Source organism: Marinobacter sp. LA51, assembly GCF_030297175.1.
In the GTDB taxonomy this organism is placed as follows: Bacteria; Pseudomonadota; Gammaproteobacteria; order Pseudomonadales; family Oleiphilaceae; genus Marinobacter; species Marinobacter apostichopi.
In genome coordinates this window covers 2,210,224-2,227,347 of record NZ_AP028070.1, presented here as the reverse complement: position 1 = coordinate 2,227,347, position 17,124 = coordinate 2,210,224, and the positions used below count along the sequence as shown (strand labels likewise).

At 57.9% G+C, this 17,124-nt stretch carries 17 protein-coding genes; 4 read left to right on the top strand and 13 right to left on the bottom strand.

Annotated features, from left to right (window positions below; all coding sequences use genetic code 11):
• Positions 1-23 precede the first annotated feature (23 nt).
• Complete coding sequence (locus tag QUE89_RS10255; RefSeq protein ID WP_286220003.1) at positions 24-674, bottom strand: DNA-J related domain-containing protein; 651 nt, start codon at positions 672-674, stop codon at positions 24-26.
• A 122-nt stretch (positions 675-796) separates the two neighbouring features.
• On the opposite strand from QUE89_RS10255, the gene ttcA reads away from it, so the two are divergent.
• On the top strand, positions 797-1,741 hold the full coding sequence (gene ttcA / locus QUE89_RS10250; protein WP_286220002.1) for a tRNA 2-thiocytidine(32) synthetase TtcA: 945 nt from the start codon (positions 797-799) through the stop codon (positions 1,739-1,741).
• Positions 1,742-1,802: 61 nt separating this feature from the next.
• Here ttcA and QUE89_RS10245 read toward each other — a convergent pair whose 3' ends face one another.
• From QUE89_RS10245 to ccoN, 9 genes are all read right to left on the bottom strand, one after another.
• Positions 1,803-2,492, bottom strand: a complete 690-nt coding sequence (locus tag QUE89_RS10245) for a sulfite exporter TauE/SafE family protein (protein ID WP_286220001.1) — start codon at positions 2,490-2,492, stop codon at positions 1,803-1,805.
• Positions 2,489-2,725 carry a cbb3-type cytochrome oxidase assembly protein CcoS gene (gene ccoS / locus QUE89_RS10240; RefSeq protein WP_286220000.1) on the bottom strand — a complete coding sequence of 79 codons (237 nt, stop codon included), beginning with the start codon at positions 2,723-2,725 and terminating at the stop codon, positions 2,489-2,491. Before ccoS ends, QUE89_RS10245 begins: the two co-directional genes overlap by 4 nt.
• Positions 2,726-2,772: 47 nt before the next feature.
• Positions 2,773-5,220, bottom strand: coding sequence for a heavy metal translocating P-type ATPase (locus QUE89_RS10235; RefSeq protein ID WP_286219999.1), 2,448 nt, complete (start codon positions 5,218-5,220; stop codon positions 2,773-2,775).
• Between the two features lie 18 nt (positions 5,221-5,238).
• A complete protein-coding gene (locus tag QUE89_RS10230) occupies positions 5,239-5,754 on the bottom strand; it encodes a FixH family protein (RefSeq protein ID WP_286219998.1) in 516 nt (171 codons plus the stop codon).
• A 49-nt stretch (positions 5,755-5,803) separates the two neighbouring features.
• On the bottom strand, positions 5,804-7,234 hold the full coding sequence (gene ccoG, locus QUE89_RS10225) for a cytochrome c oxidase accessory protein CcoG (RefSeq protein WP_286219997.1): 1,431 nt from the start codon (positions 7,232-7,234) through the stop codon (positions 5,804-5,806).
• A gap of 133 nt (positions 7,235-7,367) precedes the next feature.
• Positions 7,368-8,258, bottom strand: coding sequence for a cytochrome-c oxidase, cbb3-type subunit III (gene ccoP / locus QUE89_RS10220; protein ID WP_286219996.1), 891 nt, complete (start codon positions 8,256-8,258; stop codon positions 7,368-7,370).
• Positions 8,255-8,440 carry a CcoQ/FixQ family Cbb3-type cytochrome c oxidase assembly chaperone gene (locus QUE89_RS10215; RefSeq protein ID WP_041338120.1) on the bottom strand — a complete coding sequence of 62 codons (186 nt, stop codon included), beginning with the start codon at positions 8,438-8,440 and terminating at the stop codon, positions 8,255-8,257. The genes ccoP and QUE89_RS10215 overlap by 4 nt, the downstream gene beginning before the upstream one ends.
• Before the next feature lie 5 nt (positions 8,441-8,445).
• Positions 8,446-9,054, bottom strand: a complete 609-nt coding sequence (gene ccoO, locus QUE89_RS10210; RefSeq protein WP_286219995.1) for a cytochrome-c oxidase, cbb3-type subunit II — start codon at positions 9,052-9,054, stop codon at positions 8,446-8,448.
• Between the two features lie 17 nt (positions 9,055-9,071).
• Positions 9,072-10,502 carry a cytochrome-c oxidase, cbb3-type subunit I gene (ccoN, locus tag QUE89_RS10205; RefSeq protein WP_286219994.1) on the bottom strand — a complete coding sequence of 477 codons (1,431 nt, stop codon included), beginning with the start codon at positions 10,500-10,502 and terminating at the stop codon, positions 9,072-9,074.
• A gap of 313 nt (positions 10,503-10,815) precedes the next feature.
• Between ccoN and QUE89_RS10200 the strand changes: the two genes are divergently transcribed.
• On the top strand, positions 10,816-11,370 hold the full coding sequence (locus QUE89_RS10200; RefSeq protein WP_286219993.1) for an alpha/beta family hydrolase: 555 nt from the start codon (positions 10,816-10,818) through the stop codon (positions 11,368-11,370).
• Here the strand turns inward: QUE89_RS10200 and QUE89_RS10195 are convergent.
• Positions 11,367-13,214 carry a sensor domain-containing diguanylate cyclase gene (locus tag QUE89_RS10195; protein WP_286219992.1) on the bottom strand — a complete coding sequence of 616 codons (1,848 nt, stop codon included), beginning with the start codon at positions 13,212-13,214 and terminating at the stop codon, positions 11,367-11,369. The genes QUE89_RS10200 and QUE89_RS10195 overlap by 4 nt on opposite strands.
• A 114-nt stretch (positions 13,215-13,328) precedes the next feature.
• Here QUE89_RS10195 and rlmM point away from each other — a divergent pair, with 114 nt between their 5' ends.
• Entirely contained in the window at positions 13,329-14,405 is a 1,077-nt protein-coding gene (gene rlmM / locus QUE89_RS10190; protein ID WP_286219991.1) for a 23S rRNA (cytidine(2498)-2'-O)-methyltransferase RlmM, read from the top strand.
• 14 nt (positions 14,406-14,419) lie between these two features.
• On the opposite strand, the gene QUE89_RS10185 is transcribed toward rlmM, so the two are convergent.
• The gene (locus QUE89_RS10185) at positions 14,420-14,710 is read right to left on the bottom strand and encodes an antibiotic biosynthesis monooxygenase family protein (RefSeq protein WP_286219990.1); all 291 of its coding nucleotides are present in this window, start codon (positions 14,708-14,710) and stop codon (positions 14,420-14,422) included.
• A gap of 148 nt (positions 14,711-14,858) precedes the next feature.
• On the opposite strand from QUE89_RS10185, the gene QUE89_RS10180 reads away from it, so the two are divergent.
• A complete protein-coding gene (locus tag QUE89_RS10180; protein ID WP_434784106.1) occupies positions 14,859-15,038 on the top strand; it encodes a sulfurtransferase TusA family protein in 180 nt (59 codons plus the stop codon).
• Positions 15,039-15,043: 5 nt separating this feature from the next.
• Here QUE89_RS10180 and dsbD read toward each other — a convergent pair whose 3' ends face one another.
• Entirely contained in the window at positions 15,044-16,972 is a 1,929-nt protein-coding gene (dsbD, locus tag QUE89_RS10175; protein ID WP_286219987.1) for a protein-disulfide reductase DsbD, read from the bottom strand.
• Positions 16,973-17,124: the final 152 nt, after the last annotated feature.

Below are 17,124 nucleotides of genomic sequence, written 5' to 3'. Positions count from 1 at the left end.
CAGTGGAATGCTGTCAGCCCGCGCTACTGTCCAGGGCTGCTGAAATGGGCCTTGAGCACTGAGAACGCTTCGTTCAGTACCTGGATGCCCTGGGTATCTCCGCCGCGGTCAGGATGCGCCTGCATGACCGCACGCCGGAAGCGTTGTTTTACCTCCGGAAAATCTCTGGGCACCTCATCAAACCCCAGCTCCTGCGCGGCTGCGAGAACCTCATCCGAGTTCGGCCCGGAGATTGGCCGACCTGACCAGAAATCATCCATCATCTGCTGAATCGCATCTTCCGGCATTCGGTACTGGGACAGGTCGAGATAGAACGCCCTGAGCTGGTCCGGTTCGTCAGGCAACCCGCGACCTCCGACAACCTCTTCCAGGGTTAGGCGGATGCCTAGCGGCGATATCTTCAGGCTTTCACCGGATTCCACCAACTGATCCCGGAGCCGATACAGGGTATGGAACAGCAGGAAATGAACCGGATACAGCTTCTCCGGATCGTGGTAACTGACTTCACCAATCAGCTGCCAGGGCGGGCGCTGTAGGGCCTTGATCAGCGCCAGTTCACTGATGCCGTCGGGGGCGTGGCGCAACTCGTGCTCAACGGCTACCAACAGATGTTGAATGTGTTGGCCCAGAAAGCCTTCATCATAGTAGCCGTCACTGTCCGCCTGGGCAGTCATTGAAGTCGAATCTGTCATTATTCAATGGTAGGGGAGTCTAGGCTCTCAGGGAAGCGCCGCTGTCACTCGATCCTTCTGATGCGTATAATTCTGCGTTCACTAATCTGATGAATGTTGTTGGTATGTCCGAAGCTATGATCGCCCGTTCCGAACAAGGCCAGAGCGCTGAGTCTGAGCGCCACCAGAAACTGGAACTCAACAAGCTGCAAAAACGCCTGCGCCATGACGTCGGACAGGCGATAGCCGACTTTTCCATGATTGAGGCTGGCGACAAAGTGATGTGCTGCCTGTCTGGTGGCAAGGATTCCTACGCCATGCTGGATATTCTGCTGGCCTTGCAGAAGAGCGCTCCGGTTGCCTTTGACCTGATCGCCGTTAATCTCGACCAGAAACAGCCAGGATTTCCAGAGGAAGTACTGCCGGAATACCTGAATGCGCTGGGTATCGAGTACCACATCATAGAAAAAGATACCTACAGCATTGTTAAGGAAAAGGTTCCAGAGGGAAAAACCACCTGTGGTCTCTGCTCCCGGCTGCGCCGCGGCATCCTCTACAATTTTGCCGAAGAGCACGGCGTGACCAAGATCGCGCTGGGTCACCACCGTGATGACCTGCTGGAAACCCTGTTCCTGAACATGTTCTACGGCGGCAAAATGAAGTCCATGCCACCGGTCCTGCACAGCGATGACGGGCGCAACACAGTCATCCGTCCGCTGGCGTACAGCCGGGAGAAAGACATTGCCCGCTACGCTGAGCTCAGGGAATTCCCGATCATCCCCTGCAACCTGTGTGGCTCGCAGGAAAACCTGCAACGCCAGGTCATCAAGGATATGTTCCAGAGCTGGGACAAACAGCACCCGGGCCGTCTGGAAACCATGTTCCGCGCCCTGTGCAACGTAGAGCCTTCGCACCTTGCTGATAACAAGCTCTATGATTTCCGCGAAGGGGAGCGTCGGGGTTCCACGGTTAAGAGTACCGAGGTTACGAGTGCCAAGGGACAGGAGGTTCAGTCCACCGAGCCCGAAGATATGGCCAGTTTCGGTCGTTTGGACGTGTTGAACATCTAGCGGTAGCGGCTCTGACTAGACATGGTCCAGGCCGGGTGCGCGTTTGGTTGGCGTGATCCGGTCAATGGCTCATAAACGCAGTCAGCGGCAGCGTCCACAGCCCGAACACGATCAGCATGACCGCCGTTCCCTTCCTGAATAACCGGTTACCTTGCAATCCCTTGATCCAGCCCGCGGCGTAGCCGGTTGCCAGCATCGACGGCAGGGTGCCAAGTCCAAAGAACATCATGGTGAGCGCGGCCGAGCCGACAGAGGGTTGCAGCGCAGCCCAACCAAGGGTGCTGTAAATCAGGCCGCAGGGCAGCCAGCCCCACAACACGCCCAGTGCCAGTGCCTGACCCGGATGTCGCACCGGCAGTAATCGGCGGGTCAGCGGCGACAGTTTGGCCCACACCGGCGCGCCAATGCGCTCCACGTATCGGATCCCCTGCCACCACTGCGCCATCGACAGTCCCATCAGGATCAACAGTAGTCCGGCGATCGTTCGCAACAATCCACCAAGTTCGGCCCATTGGTCGGCGGCGGACGTGCTCAACAGGGCCACGCCGGCTGCGATAACCGCATAACTGGTAATGCGCCCGAAATTGAAGGCCAGCAGCATGAGTGATTGCCGGAACCGGAATCCGGAGCCGACTGGCAGAGCCATGGACAGCGATGCGCTAATGCCCCCGCACATTCCCAGACAGTGGGTGCTTCCGAGCAAGCCAATCAGAAAGGCACTGGGATAACTGAGGTAGAGTTCCGGACTCATGGGTGTTTCGGTGAATCCTTGTCAGCGTCTGGTTCGGGATTACTCGATTTCTCGTCGCTGTTGTCGGTCGGCAGATCGGTGCGAGCTTCGTCCGGGATCATGTCCTTGTCGTCGTCGTACAGGATCCGGTGGGCCGGGCCTTCCAGGTCATCATACTGGCCGTTCTTGACCGCCCAGGAAAACAGGACAATACCCAGGGCAACGACAATCAGGACCAGTGGGACCAGAATCATAACGATTTGCACAGCAAGACCTCGCGAAAACTGTTTACAGCACGGTATCAGGACGCAACCTGAGCGCCAACCGCTGGATTATGCTGATGCTGGGGTTGGGTGGAGGCTTTGCCAAGGCGCAGGGCGTTCAGGACCACGATCAGGGAGCTGATCGACATGCCAATTGCGGCAAGCCAGGGTGGAACCATGCCCGCGGCGGCCAACGGCAGGGCGCAAACGTTGTACACCAACGCCCACATTAGGTTCTGACGTATCACTTTGCGAGTTTTGCGGCTGGTTTTGAGGGCCTCGATCAGCTGCACTAGCTGCCCATTCAGCAGTACGGCATCGGCGTGCAACTGGGTCAGATCCGCAGCTGATCCCATGGCAACAGAAATCCCGGCGCCGGCCATGGAGGGCAGGTCATTGAGTCCGTCTCCCACCATCATGATCTGCCGGCCTTCACCCTTGAGCCGTTCCAGTACCTCAAGCTTCTGCTCGGGCGAAGCCTGCCCAATGGCCTCCGTAATACCAAGGGTTCGCGCCACCTGCTCGACATGTCCGGAGCGGTCACCACTGAGTAGCAGGGTCCGAATACCGAGGTCCCGCAATTCGCGGATGGCCTGGGCGGCATCTGGTCGAGGTTGGTCATCCAGCGCGAAGCACGCCAGCCATTCGTTGTCTGACGCCAGCCAGATTTCCATGCCCGGGGCGCCCGGTGATTTTGGTGCGGGCGTACTGACAAAACCCTGGACAAAGTCCTGGTGACCGATGAACAGGTTCTGGTCGCCGAGTTTTCCGGACAGTCCGCCCCCCAGATGGTTGCGCACCTGTTCCACCGCTGAAGATGAGCGATCGTGGAAAACCCGGGCAACCGGATGTTCCGAGTGTTTTTCCAGTCCGGCGGCCAATCTCAGGCAGGTGGTCTCATCCTGGCTGCCCAGGAGGGTGGTATGGACCAGATTCAATTCGCCGCGAGTCAGGGTGCCGGTCTTGTCGAAAACAACGGTATCCACGGTATTCATGGATTCCAGAGTGTGTCCACGAGTTGGCAGAAACCCGAGGCGGCGCAGTTTTACGGTGGCCGCGGTAATGGCAGTCGGTGTCGCCAGCGACAGTGCGCAGGGGCAGGTGACCACCAGCACCGACAGGGTGATGTCGAAGGCATTATCGGCACCGGCCAGCCACCAGCCAAGCCAGACAATGGGTGCCAGAATCAGTACCCGCGCAACAAATTTGCCGGCCATCCGGTCCGCCATCAGTGAGACCGGCGGTTTCTCAGACTGCACCCGGTCAAGTACCCGCATGATGCTGGACAAGCGAGTCTGGGAGCCGGCCTTGGTAACCCGGATATCCAGTGGATGTTCGCCGTTGATACTGCCGGCGTGCACCTGATCGCCCGGGTTGCGGGGTTCCGGTAGATACTCCCCGGTCAAAGCGGCTTCGTTGAGCGTGGATTGGCCACTGACGATTTCACCATCCACCGGCAGGGTTTCTCCGGGACGGACCCGGATGATGTCTCCCGGCTCTATGGTACGGGTTGGCACCACGTCCACGTCTTCGCCGCGCACCCGGGCTGCAACGCCGGGCTGGAAACCGGCCAGGGCGTTGCCGGTCAGGCCGGCCCGAAATCGGGCCTGAACTTCGATATAGCGGCCCAGCAACAGGAAAAAGGTGAACATGCACACTGACTCGAAATAAACTTCCTCGCCACCAAACGCCGTTACCCAGGCGCTGGCCAGATAGGCCAGGCCAATGGCAATCGCCACCGGCACGTCCATGGTGAGATGCCGAGTCTTCAGGTCTCGTAGGGCGTTACTGAAGAATGGCCGCGCACTGTAAAACACCACCGGGGTGGCGATCAGAAGGCTGAACCAGCGAAAGAAGCTGACAAAGTCGGGGGAGAGGTCGTTCACCATTTCAAAGTAAAGCGGGAACGCCAGCATCATGCTCTGGAACGAGCCAATGCCCGCCAGTACCAACCGGATCAGCATGGAGCGATGTTCGGCTCTCAGCAGTTGCTCCGCTTCATCGGGTTGGTAGGGGCGGGCAGTATAGCCGAGCTGGTCAATGGCAATCAGCAGATCGCTGAGCCGGGTCTGGTCCGATGCCCACACCAGTCGGGCGCGTTGCGTGGTGTGATTAACGGTGAAGGTAAGCATACCGGGCTGCTGCTTCATGTGGTTTTCAAGTAACCAGATGCAGGCGGCGCAGGTGATGCCACCGATCAATAGCTGAGCTTCCTGGCCCGCTTTCACCGGCGTTACAAAGGTGTTCTGAATCAGGGGGTGGTCGAGTTCCCGAATCCGTTCCAGTTCGGTGCGTGCCAGCTCGCGGGGGGTAACTGCGGGTTCAGTGCGGATGTCATAGAACCCGGTCAGTCCCTCGCGATGGATGGTTTCACAGACCGCCTTGCAACCCTGGCAGCAGAAGTGCCGGACCTGGCCCCGGAGATCCAGGGTAATGGCCGGTTCGCCGGGGGCCGGCTCGCCGCAGTGGAAGCACTCTCGGATCACTCTTGAATCACTCTCGGGTCACTCTTGAACAGTACCTTCTGAGCTTACGGTCAGGCCGTTCTCAGCGGGCAGCCAGGCTTCGCCTTTCAGGCGCCAATCGTTGTCCGGCCCGCGCAGATCGTAGTACCAGCGACCATCTATATCTTCAAGCATGTTGCCACGGTATTGCCCGGTACCGACTTTCTGGAATTGCACGGTTCGGTCTCGGTCGGCCAATGTAGGGTGGAACAGGTTCAGGATCAGATAGGGGAACTCTGCCGGGCCCTGGGCGGTGCTGAGGTCAAGGGCAATGGTGCGCTGGTCGAAAGCCATTTCCGCCATCATACCGAGATCAGCCGCTTTTTGATCGCGGGCGATCTGCAGGTTGATGCCACGACCTTCCTTGGAATAGTCGTCAGTGACCATGGTGTCGTCGAGGTTGGTTGCCACGATGATCATAGAGATACACCAGATAATGGCAGCAATGGGAAAGATGGTCAGAAACCAGAACCAGGGCTGACGATACCAGGGGGCTATCGGGGCTTGTTCAGTCATATCATTCGTTCTCATAAAAACAGGGGGTGGTCGCTGCGCATTCCATTGATCAGCGCGTTGGACCGACAAATCGGCTCTCAGTTTCCAGCATCAGCGTTTCATCCGTTTCGGATTGCGCGCGGAAGAAGATCTCGTTATTGGACTGACTGATCGATTCCGGCGGCACGTCGACCACGGTCGGCAGCGATCTGTTCTCGCCGCTCTGAACAGTGATCGAGGTCTGCGTCAGAATCTGAATGTCATCCAGGCCCTGTACCGACAGTACGAAGGTCTGGGGCACTTCGGTCATGTTGGCGATCTTCAGGGTGTAGGAATTCTCAATCCGGCCCTGGCCATTGAAACTGTAAAGTGCGCCGCGGTCACGGAGCGCATCCATTTGACCCGGAACACGGGTAGCGATCGTGAACGCTATCGCGCCCATCATGAGCAGCAAGGCCGCACCGTAGCCGAAGGTCCGCGGGCGCAGCAACTTGGACGGTTTGCCCTCAAGCTCATTTTCCGTGGTGTAACGGATCAGGCCTCTCGGGTAGTCCATCTTATCCATGATCTCGTCGCAGGCGTCGATGCACAGCGCGCAGCCAATGCACTCGTATTGCAGGCCATCACGAATGTCGATGCCGGTGGGGCAGACCTGGACACACTGACCGCAATCAATGCAGTCACCCAGGCCAGCCTCGGCCGGGTCTACACCCTTCTTGCGACCGCCACGGGGTTCGCCCCGATTGGGGTCGTAAGATACCACCCGGGTGTCGGGATCAAACATGACCGACTGGAAGCGGGCGTAAGGGCACATGTACAGGCAAACCTGTTCGCGCATCCAGCCAGCGTTGAGATAGGTGGCGACGGTAAAGAATGCGACCCAGAAATAGGCCCAGCCATTGGCCTGCAGCGTAAAGATGTCGGCAATCAGTTCGCGGATCGGGTAGAAATAACCCACAAAGGTCAGACCGGTGGCCAGGGCGATCAGCATCCAGATCGTGTGCTTGGCGGATTTCTTGAACAATTTGCTACCGGACCCGGGCGCCTGGTCCAGTTTCATGCGCTTATTCCGACTGCCCTCGATGCGTTCTTCCACCCACATGAAAATGAACGTCCACACGGTTTGTGGGCAGGTGTAACCGCACCAGACCCGGCCGAACAGGGTGGTGATAAAAAACAGGCCAAAGGCCGAGATGATCAGCATCCCCGACAGCAGGATGAAATCCTTCGGGTAGAAGGTGAGCCCAAAGAGGTGAAACTCCCGGGCGGGAAGATCAAACAGGATCAGCGGTTGGCCATCCTGAGTGATCCACACAAACAGGAAGTACATACCCATGAGCAGCAGCAGGCTGACGTTCCTGATGCGCTGAAAGAAGCCTTTGACTTCTTTGACGTAGATCTTCTTTCGACTCGCGTAAAGTTCAACGCTTCCGGGTTTATTGTTGTTATCGGAGGGGTCAGAAGATGGGTCGATTTGCTTGACCGGAATCTCACTGCTCATCGAAACCTCCCGATGAATGGGCAAAGCCCGAAATGGCCCCGGAGGGCTATCTGATCTGTTCTAGGCTGGGCCCGGACAAGCAGGACTCAGGCTGGAAAAGACCAGGCCGGAGCAAACGCTCCGGCCGGCTAACTCAGTTGGACAAGCTGTATACGTAAGCAGCGAGTATCTGAATCTGATCTTCAGTCAGACGACCGCTTTGCGCGGGCATCTGGTTCTGGCGACCATGAACTACGGTTTCCTTGATCCACTCGTAGGTGGAGCCATAAAGCCAGATGTTGTCGGTCAGGTTAGGTGCACCGACCGCTTGATTGCCTTTGGCGTCGGCGCCGTGACAGGCTGCGCAACCTTGGGCGAAGACGGCTTCACCGGCTTTGGCGGCTTCGGCGTCCTTTTCCCGGCCGCTGAAGCTGAGCACGTAGTTAACGACCTGGTCCACCTGCTCGCCGGTCATGTTGGGCATGACGCCTTTGGCCGGCATGGCGCCCATACGACCGTTGTGCAGGGTATTCAGGATGTCTTCCGGTGTGCCGCCGTAGAGCCAATCATCGTCGGTCAGGTTCGGGAAGCCGATTTGGCCGCGAGCCGCTGAGCCGTGGCAAACCTGGCAGTTGTTGGCATACAGGCGCTGACCGATTTTCAGGGCATCATCGTTGTTGGCCAACTCTACTACCGGGGTGTTACCGAACTGGGCGTAAATCTCGCCGTATTTTTCCTCAGCGTCAGCCACCTCGGCCTCCCACTGATTGACGGAGGTCCAGCCCAGAATGCCCTTGAAGTTACCGAGGCCGGGATACAGGACCAGGTAGCCGAGAGCGAACACGCAGGTTGCCAGGAACAGGTAAAACCACCACTTCGGCAGCGGGTTGTCGTATTCCTCGATACCATCGAAGGAATGGCCGGTGGTACGGTCCGTCTCGGTGTCGGTGGTCTGGCTCTTGCGGGTTGCCCACAGCAGCCATACACAGCCGAAAATCGTACCGAGCACGATCACGCTGATCCAGAGGCTCCAAAAGGTACTCATTGTTTCTTCTCCGTTTTTTCCTGTTCGAGAGTACGCTTTTCCACATCGTCGTCATCGAACGGCAGATGCGCTGCCTCATCATTGGCTTTTTTACGGTGAGCGCTGTAGGCCCACCAGACAATGCCCAAGAATGCGATCATGACCAGAATCGTTTGGATACCGCGTAACTCGTTCATATCCATCGGGATCACCGCTTGTCTGAAATCACAGTACCTAGCTGTTGCAGGTACGCGACCAGAGCCTCGATTTCAAATTTACCTTCCACTTGCGACTCGGCGTTCGCAATCTGTTCGTCGGTGTAAGGCACACCCAAGGTCTGCAGAGTTTCCATCTTGTCTACGGTCTTGGTGTGATCTACCCGATCTTCGAACAGCCACGGGAAAGCAGGCATGTTGGACTCAGGCACAACGCTGCGCGGGTCATACAGGTGCTGGCGCTGCCAGGCATCTGAATAACGGCCGCCAACACGGGCCAGGTCAGGGCCGGTACGCTTGGAGCCCCACAGGAACGGACGGTCATACACGAACTCACCGGCCACGGAGTAGTGGCCATAACGCTCGGTTTCGGCCCGGAACGGACGAATCTGCTGAGTGTGGCAGACGTGACACCCTTCGCGGATGTAGATGTCCCGGCCTTCCAGTTCCAGAGCGGAGTAGGGCTCAAGGCCCTCTACCGGCTCGTTGGTCTCTTTGAGGAAGAACAGGGGGACCACCTCAACCAGAAAGCCGCCACTGATGGTCAGGATGATCAGGACGATCATCAGACCAAGGTTCTTTTCAACTATTTCGTGTTTCATCTGGTCTCTCTCTTCCCTTACGCCGCCTGAGCCACAGCATTATCCTGGGCAACCGCATCTTTCTGGCGAACGGTCATGTAGGTGTTGTAAGCCATCACCAGCATACCGGTGAGGAAGATGGCGCCACCGATGAACCGAACGAAGTAACCCGGATAGGAAGCTTCCAGTGATTCAACAAAGCTGTAAGTCAGGGTGCCGTCTTCGTTGACCGCACGCCACATCAGGCCCTGCATGATGCCGTTGACCCACATCGCGACGATGTACAGTACGGTACCGATGGTTGCGAGCCAGAAGTGCACGTTGATCAGGCCAACGCTGTACATGGATGGCAGGCCCCAGAGCTTCGGAACCAGGTGATAGATGGCGCCGATACTGATCATGGCTACCCAGCCGAGGGCACCGGAGTGCACGTGGCCGATCGTCCAGTCAGTGTTGTGCGACAGCGCATTCACTGTCTTGATCGCCATCATCGGGCCTTCGAACGTGGACATGCCGTAGAACGACAGGGACACCACCAGGAAGCGCAGAATTGGGTCGGTGCGTAGTTTGTGCCACGCGCCGGACAGGGTCATCATGCCGTTGATCATGCCACCCCAGGACGGAGCCAGCAGAATCAGGGACATAACCATGCCTGCGGTCTGGGCCCAGTCGGGCAGTGCCGAGTAGTGCAGGTGGTGGCCACCAGCCCATACGTAAGTTGCGATCAGAGCCCAGAAGTGGACGATCGACAGACGATAGGAGTAGATCGGGCGATTGGCCTGCTTGGGAACGAAGTAGTACATCATGCCCAGGAAGCCGGCGGTCAGGAAAAAGCCTACCGCATTGTGGCCCCACCACCATTGCATCATGGCGTCGGTCACGCCAGCGTAGGCGGAGTAGGACTTGAATGCTCCAGCCGGCAGCGCCAGGTTGTTACCGATGTGAAGAATGGCAACGGTAATGATAAAACCACCGTAAAACCAGTTGGCCACATAGATGTGCGGGCTGCTGCGCTTCATCACAGTGCCGAAGAAGACCAGCGCGTAAGAAACCCAGACGACCGCAATGGCGATATCGATCGGCCATTCAAGTTCGGCGTATTCCTTCGTGGAGGTAAGGCCCTGGGGAAGGGTGATGATTGCGGCGACCATAATCGCCTGCCAGCCCCAGAAGGTAAATGCGGCCAGACTGTCCGAAATCAGCCTTGCCTGACAAGTCCTCTGGACGACATAGTAGGAAGTGGCAAACAACGCCGAACCACCGAATCCGAAGATGACCAGATTCGTGTGAAGTGGGCGGAGACGACCGAAGTGCGTCCAGGGCATGTCCAGGTTCATTGCTGGCCAGACAAGTTGGGACGCGATCAGAACGCCCATACCCATGCCTGCAATGCCCCAGACCAACGTCATGATGGCGAATTGTCTCACCACCTTGTAGTTGTAAGTCAGGTTTGCATTTACTGTGCTCATAGCCTTACCAATGGGTTTCAAGTGAAAAATATGCGGGCGCAAGTATGGAGAAAGCATGAGCGCTTTGCAATGACTCAGGTCAACTCCAAAACCCTCTCAAAGGCGCCGGAATCAGCAACATGGCGCCCCTCGGTGGTCCACCGTGGAGGCCAGTTTGATTGGCGCAGATACCTCTACCTGAGTTGCAATGATAGTTGCTTCAAACCGGAAGGTGAATTCAGTGAATTTGATGAAAACGAAAAGTTTTGGCACAGGATCCCGCGCGGTTTTGGTTCTGGCTCACGGTGCTGGAGCGCCGGCGGACTCACCGTTTATGGAAGCGCTTGCGCAGGCGCTTGAAGTTAATGGCATTTCGACGGTGCGGTTCGAGTTTCCGTACATGCAGAAACGGCGAGAGGATGGCCGTAAGAGACCGCCCGACCGTCAGCCCCGGTTACTCGAGTATTTTTCTGAGGTGGTCGACCAGGTTCGGCAGGAATTGAATGATGGTTGCCCGGTGCTGGTCGGTGGCAAGTCCATGGGTGGCCGAATGGCGAGTGTGTTGGCCAGTAATCGGTCAGACATTGCTGGGGTGGTGGGGTTTGGTTACCCCTTCCATCCTCCCGGTCGACTGGACAAGTGGCGCACGGATCACTTTGCGTCGCTGCGCTGCCCCATGCTGGTTGTGCAGGGCACCCGGGACCCGTTTGGCAAGTTCGAGGAGCTGGATGGGTATCCTGAAACCTGGGACCGGGTGCAGGTTGAGTGGTTGGAAGGTGGTAATCACGATTTCCAGCCGCTTGCGCGTCAACAGAGCAGCCAGTCGGCCCTGATTGCCGATGCGGCCCGGCAGGCCCGAACCTTTGTAGACAAACTGGGCGAGGCTTAGGCCTCGTCGACTGGAGTGTGATCGGACACGATAATTCGGTTCCGTCCTTCTGCCTTGGCCCGATACAGGGCGTCGTCCGCGCGTTTGAACAGGCTGTCCTGGTCTTCGCCCGGGCTGAGGGCGGCGACACCGGCACTGACAGTAATCCGGGCTGAGGCTCCGTCGGGACTTGCCAATGATTTGGATTCAATGGCCCGGAGAATGGAATCGCAGAGCTGATGGGCGCCTTCAATGCCCGTTCCCGGCAAGAGCAGTGCAAATTCTTCTCCGCCAAATCGGATGGCCACGTCTCTTGGGCGCTTGGTGTGGCGGGTCAGGACGTCGGCAATCAATTGCAGGAAGGTGTCGCCAAAGCTGTGGCCCCAGGTGTCGTTGATGTTTTTGAAGTGGTCGGCGTCCAGCAGGGCGATAGTGAGAGGGTGTCCGGTCCGGCGGGCTTCGGCACAGAGTTCGGGCAGGATGTTGTCCATGTGGCGCCGGTTCTGCAGTCCGGTTAACGCATCGTTCAGACTGAGTGCGGCCAGTTGGCGATTGGCTTTCTCCAGTTCTCGCATGGTGTTGCGAAGCTGTGAGGTACGTTCGTGAACCTTGAATTCGAGGTTGGTGCGGGCGGAATGCTCCACCGCGAGGATCTTCTCGTTCAACAGGCGCCAGCGCTGCACCATGGCATAGTTCAGGAGTATAACTTGACCACCCACCACGAACTGCATCAGCGCTTCGCGAGCAAGGAAGTCAGCAAGGTAACCGAATGCTGCCAGGGCGTATATTAGCCCTCCGGTAAGCATGACCAGCCAGGCGACCACGTACCACATGGCGGGCTGATAGCCCTGGCGCCATCGGCCAATAGCGATGACAAACAGGCTCGCTAATACCGTCAGGGCCAGGACAGTATTTAGCATAATAGTGCTGCTGTACGGCAGTAACAGGGTCAATCCCAGGAAGGCCGCGCACGCCCAGGCCAGCATTTTTGTGGCCAGGCCGGCCAGGGACTTCTCGCCAATTTCCAGGAATGACCGACCGAACAGCGTCATCGACAGCGCGCAGAGCACCAGACTCAGTGGGATGGAAGTGTTGGCTAAGCTGGTACTATTTGGCCAGAAATACTGGTTGGCAAACCCGCCCATGGCAAACATGAACAGCCCCATGGCGGCCATGTAGAACGCGTTGTAGAAATAGTAAATGGCTCCCGAACTGAAAAACAGCAGTAGGTTGAACACGGAAAAAACCAGCAGCGCGCCGTAAAACAGGCCGTGACTCAGGGTAAGGTGATTGCTTGCGACAATGACTTCGCTAGGAGATTCAAAAGTCAGCGGCACATTAAGTGCTCCGCTGCTTTTTATCCGAATAGTGATAGCCTTGGTTTCGGCGCTGTCGAGCGTGACGGGTAGCAAGAAGTACCGGTAGTCTATGCCTCGGGAATCAAAGGGTCGTTGGTCGCCGGTTTCAATCAGGCGATTTGCGCCGCTACCCGACTGCCAGAACGTCACCTCATCAATCAGCGGGTAGTTCAGGGTCAGGTACCAAAGGCTTCGATAATCGTCGGGATTGGTAACGTTCAGCCGAATCCAGTAAACCGATGGGGTATGGCTGAAGACCAGGTCCTGGCCTTCTGCGAGGCGCCAGTTGAGTTGCGCTGGCAGCTCGTCGGGAGTGTCTGCTTCATGGGCGGGATTGCCAGGTGGGGCGCTGTAATAGCAGATGTAGCGCATCAGTGACTGCCTGGCCTCTGCACTGGTGGCATCGAGGATTGGGCATGCCGGTCCTGAATTCGATGCATAGGAAAAGGCTGCGGCTGGCAGCAGGCAAAGACTCAAGAGGACGATTTGGCGAAAGGCGCGCAACATCGGGTTTTCCACGGGTATCAGATCTAGAAGTGTAGCCGATGGGCTAAGCCACGGATGTTAAACAGTTTGAAATTTATAGAGCCGTGTCGTCGGCCCGAACAAAACAGGTATTGCATGGAACAGGTTGTTGTATTTTGCCGCCCGGGTTTTGAAACCGAGGCCGGTCGCGAGCTGACAGACCGGGCCGCAGAGTCTGGCATATTTGGCTTCTTTGAGCCGCAGAAAGACTCCGGACTGGTCTGGTTCTCCCTCAGTGGTCCGGAGACCGCGGACGACCTGCTGTCGCGACTGGAGCTGTCGACGATGGTCTTCGTTCGCGACTGGTTTGTGGTGCTGGCGCGGATTCCGCTACCAGAATATGATCGAGTGGGGGCGGTGATCGATGGCCTGAGCAGCCTGGAGCGGGGGTATCCGGGATGCGCGCGACTGGAGGTCAGATTGCCGGAAACCAATGCCGACGGCGATCTCGGTAATTTCGCCCGAAAATGGGTGTCACCCCTGTCCCGTGGTATGCGTGGAGCAGGACTTCTGAAGACGGACCAGAACGCGCCGGCGCCAGCCCGCTTTGAAGTGCTGTTGTCAGAGTTCGCGGAGGCGGTCGTCGGGTTCAGCCTGGAAGAAAACCGTGCCCGTTTTGTCAGCGGAATTCCCCGATTGCGCCTGCCTGCCTCGGCACCGAGCCGATCCGCGCTGAAGCTTGAGGAAGCCTGGAAGGTATTCCTGCCAGCTGACCAGGAACTGGATTATCTGGGCGGCGGTAAGAAGGCCGCAGACCTGGGCGCGGCCCCGGGTGGCTGGACCTGGCAGCTTGTACGCCAGGGTATGTTCGTGACCGCGGTGGATAACGGGCCGATGAACGAAGAGCTGATGGCCTCCGGTCAGGTTGAGCATGTTGAAGCAGATGGTTACAGCTGGCGCCCCAAGCGGGGCATAGACTGGATGGTGTGCGATATCGTCGATCAGCCGAGGAAAACCGCCAAGCTGGCGGTCGATTGGCTGGCCGGAGGGCATTGCCGTTACACGGTGTTCAATCTGAAGCTGCCGATGAAAAAGCGCTATGATGAGTGGCTGATTTGCCGTGATATTATTCGTCAGGGGCTGAAAGAGGCGGGCCTTGGCTTTCAATTACGTGCGCGCCACCTCTACCACGACCGCGAAGAAATCACCTGCTTTATCGAGCGGACCGGCTAGGCGGTGTTGCGGCGCTAGACCGCACTCTGTTCCAGCACCGTGATAATTTCCTCGCGATCCATCATGGGGACCAGTTCTGCCATCAGCTCCCTACGTTCCTGGGAGTGGAACCAGCGATCCCAATCGGCCTCGGAGCGCCAGTTCGCCATGGTGATTCGATGATTGGGGTCGTGACGGTCAGACAGAGTCTCGCCGGAAATAAATCCCGGTTCACTGACCGCCTGCTGGAGAACCTTGCGGGCCCGCTGTTCGTAAGCCTCCTCGAGGGTCTCGGCGATATGGCGTTCAATCAATACTCGGATCATGACTCACCTCTATTGTTTTAGTATCTATAAACAATAATTTAGCAGGTTTCCCTGAAAAATCAGGTAAGGCATAGGAGACGTTTTTTTGACAGTACCAGAGTTCGATGCAGAGCTGGATGCGCGGGGGCTGTTTTGCCCGGAGCCGGTTATGATGCTGCACAACCGCATCAACGATGTAGAGCCCGGGCGCTTGCTTCGGGTGCTCGCGACGGACCCGTCAACTACTCGGGATATTCCGCGCTTCTGTCAGTTTCTCGGCCACGAGCTGGTTAATGAGGAAGAGCAGGGCGGAGAGTTTGTATTCTTAATCCGGCGCGGTGAGGCCTGAGCAAATCACACCCCGGTGGCCAGACCGCCCAGGTGGCGCATGAATTCTTCTCGATCCATTTCTCCCAGAATGCGCTGGTTCGGCAATTCCTGTCCGTTACGACTGTAGAACAGGATGGCTGGCGGCCCAAACAGCCCAAGCTCGTTCAGCAGGGCCTGTTGGGCCGGAGTGTTCTCGGTGAGGTCAATCTGCAGCAGAGTGTAAGGCGTTAACGCCTGCACGACCTGAGGATCGCTGAACACGTTGCGTTCCATAACTTTGCAGGAGATACACCAGTCGGCGTAAAAATCGAGCACCACCGGGCGACTTTGGCTGTGTGCCTCGGTAAGCATGGCACGGATGTCCTCTGGCGACTCCACGCGCTGGAACAGCGCGTGGTTCGTACCACTGGTTAGGCCACTGGAAGGTACTGACATGCTCGAGTCAGCCGTAAAGGGCGTCAGGGGATTCAGTGGATCCTGGGCGCCGCCCACGGCGCCGGCCAATAACGCCAGACCGTAGGCGAAGAGGACCAGGCCAAAGCCTTTCCGGGTTCGTTCCCAGCCGGCTTTGGCGGCATCGAAAGCGCCAAGCTGTACGCCGGTGATGGCCACCAGCAGTCCCCACAATGTCAGTGCCGTCCAAGCCGGTACCAGGCGCTCGACCAGCCAGATGGCGACAGCCAGCAGCATCACTCCGTAAAAGTGCTTCACTGTTGTCATCCAGTGTCCGGTGCCAGGAAGCAGCTTGCGGCCGCCAACGGCAACCAGGATGAGCGGAACACCCATGCCGAGGCCGAGTGCGAACAGGGCGGCACCGCCTATCACGGCATCTTGGGTGGTTGAGATATACAGCAGGCTTCCGGCCAGTGGAGCGGATACGCAGGGTGAGACGATTAGTGCCGAGAGCGCGCCAATGCCGAAAATACTGATCATCCGGCCACCCGTCAGACGATGACTGGCGTTGTCCAGCGGCTCGCGAATAGCTCGCGGTAACTGGATTTCAAACAGATCAAACATCGACAGCGCGAATAGGACAAACAGGGCAGCAAACCCGCCCAGCACCCAGGGCGACTGCAATTGCGCCTGCAGATTGAAACTGGCTCCAAGCAGGCCAGTCAGGACGCCTGCGGCGGCATAGGTCAGTGCCATGCCCAGCACGTAGCTACTGGACAGCATTAACGCCTGGCCTGAGCTGCGAGTGTTTCGGCCCGACACCAGAGTGGAAATAATGGGCACCATGGGCAGCACACAGGGGGTGAAAGTCAGCCCGAGTCCGAGCAGAAAGAAAACGCCGGCGATGACCAGCGTCGATTGCTGCGACAGAAAGCCTGCCAGGCCTGTGGCCGTGGAGGTATTCATGTCGGACGTGGCAGGCGTGTTCGCGCCAGTATTGGTACCGCTGGACGCATTGTCAGAGGCTGTGGCAACGGCTGTGTTTGCGCTGGCATCACTGCCCGGGAAGTACAGGACATCGCGAGTTTGCGGGGGATAGCACAGGCCGGCCTCGGCGCAGCCTTGATAGGTTACTTTCAGTTCGGCTTCCCGGACGCCCTCAGGCAGGGTGATTGGAACACGTACCTCGACCGGGTCATAGAAAACGGTCACCTCGCCAAAAAATTCGTCGTGGGTGGTTTTCCCAGCGAGTGAAAACTGCGGTTCACCGGTTTCGACGCCCTCGGTGACCGGGCTGACGCTTAGCCGGCCTTTATACAGATAATGACCGGGGGTGACGTCCCAGGCCAGAATCACGGCGCCGTTATCGGTGCTGTGGCGGAATGGCAGCGCTTCATCGACGGGCAGGAAACCACTGTTATTGCCACCGAACAGGGAATTGCTGCCTGAACCCAGGGCGAAGGCCGGGCTGGCTATCGTGAGAAGGGCACAGAGCGCCAGTGTCAGGGTAAGGGCGAGGCCCTGTCGGCCGGTGGAGGGCACTGCGGCAGGTGCTGTCATAGTGAATGTTGGTTCCTGGTTTCGCTCTATACGTTAATTGACTGCGTCGAAGCCGATTTGGTTCGACGTTCTGTTCCGCGTCCGATGCCAGTGGACAGAAGCGGGTGCTCAAAGTTCCACCCTTTCCGTCTCAAAGTTCCCTCTGGTATTGA

Bases quoted from the DNA above. Each gene is read 5' to 3' on its own strand.
- QUE89_RS10245 (WP_286220001.1), bottom strand. From the start codon at position 2,492: ATGAGTCCGGAACTCTACCTCAGTTATCCCAGTGCCTTTCTGATTGGC.
- QUE89_RS10180 (WP_434784106.1), top strand. From the start codon at position 14,859: ATGATGCTGCACAACCGCATCAACGATGTAGAGCCCGGGCGCTTGCTT.
- QUE89_RS10195 (WP_286219992.1), bottom strand. From the start codon at position 13,214: ATGTTGCGCGCCTTTCGCCAAATCGTCCTCTTGAGTCTTTGCCTGCTG.
- dsbD (WP_286219987.1), bottom strand. From the start codon at position 16,972: ATGACAGCACCTGCCGCAGTGCCCTCCACCGGCCGACAGGGCCTCGCC.
- ccoS (WP_286220000.1), bottom strand. From the start codon at position 2,725: ATGATTCTGGTCCCACTGGTCCTGATTGTCGTTGCCCTGGGTATTGTC.
- QUE89_RS10255 (WP_286220003.1), bottom strand. From the start codon at position 674: ATGACTGCCCAGGCGGACAGTGACGGCTACTATGATGAAGGCTTTCTG.
- ccoG (WP_286219997.1), bottom strand. From the start codon at position 7,234: ATGAGCAGTGAGATTCCGGTCAAGCAAATCGACCCATCTTCTGACCCC.
- ccoP (WP_286219996.1), bottom strand. From the start codon at position 8,258: ATGAGTACCTTTTGGAGCCTCTGGATCAGCGTGATCGTGCTCGGTACG.
- ccoO (WP_286219995.1), bottom strand. From the start codon at position 9,054: ATGAAACACGAAATAGTTGAAAAGAACCTTGGTCTGATGATCGTCCTG.
- ttcA (WP_286220002.1), top strand. From the start codon at position 797: ATGTCCGAAGCTATGATCGCCCGTTCCGAACAAGGCCAGAGCGCTGAG.
- QUE89_RS10200 (WP_286219993.1), top strand. From the start codon at position 10,816: ATGGAAGCGCTTGCGCAGGCGCTTGAAGTTAATGGCATTTCGACGGTG.
- rlmM (WP_286219991.1), top strand. From the start codon at position 13,329: ATGGAACAGGTTGTTGTATTTTGCCGCCCGGGTTTTGAAACCGAGGCC.
- QUE89_RS10215 (WP_041338120.1), bottom strand. From the start codon at position 8,440: ATGGATATGAACGAGTTACGCGGTATCCAAACGATTCTGGTCATGATC.
- ccoN (WP_286219994.1), bottom strand. From the start codon at position 10,502: ATGAGCACAGTAAATGCAAACCTGACTTACAACTACAAGGTGGTGAGA.
- QUE89_RS10230 (WP_286219998.1), bottom strand. From the start codon at position 5,754: ATGACTGAACAAGCCCCGATAGCCCCCTGGTATCGTCAGCCCTGGTTC.
- QUE89_RS10185 (WP_286219990.1), bottom strand. From the start codon at position 14,710: ATGATCCGAGTATTGATTGAACGCCATATCGCCGAGACCCTCGAGGAG.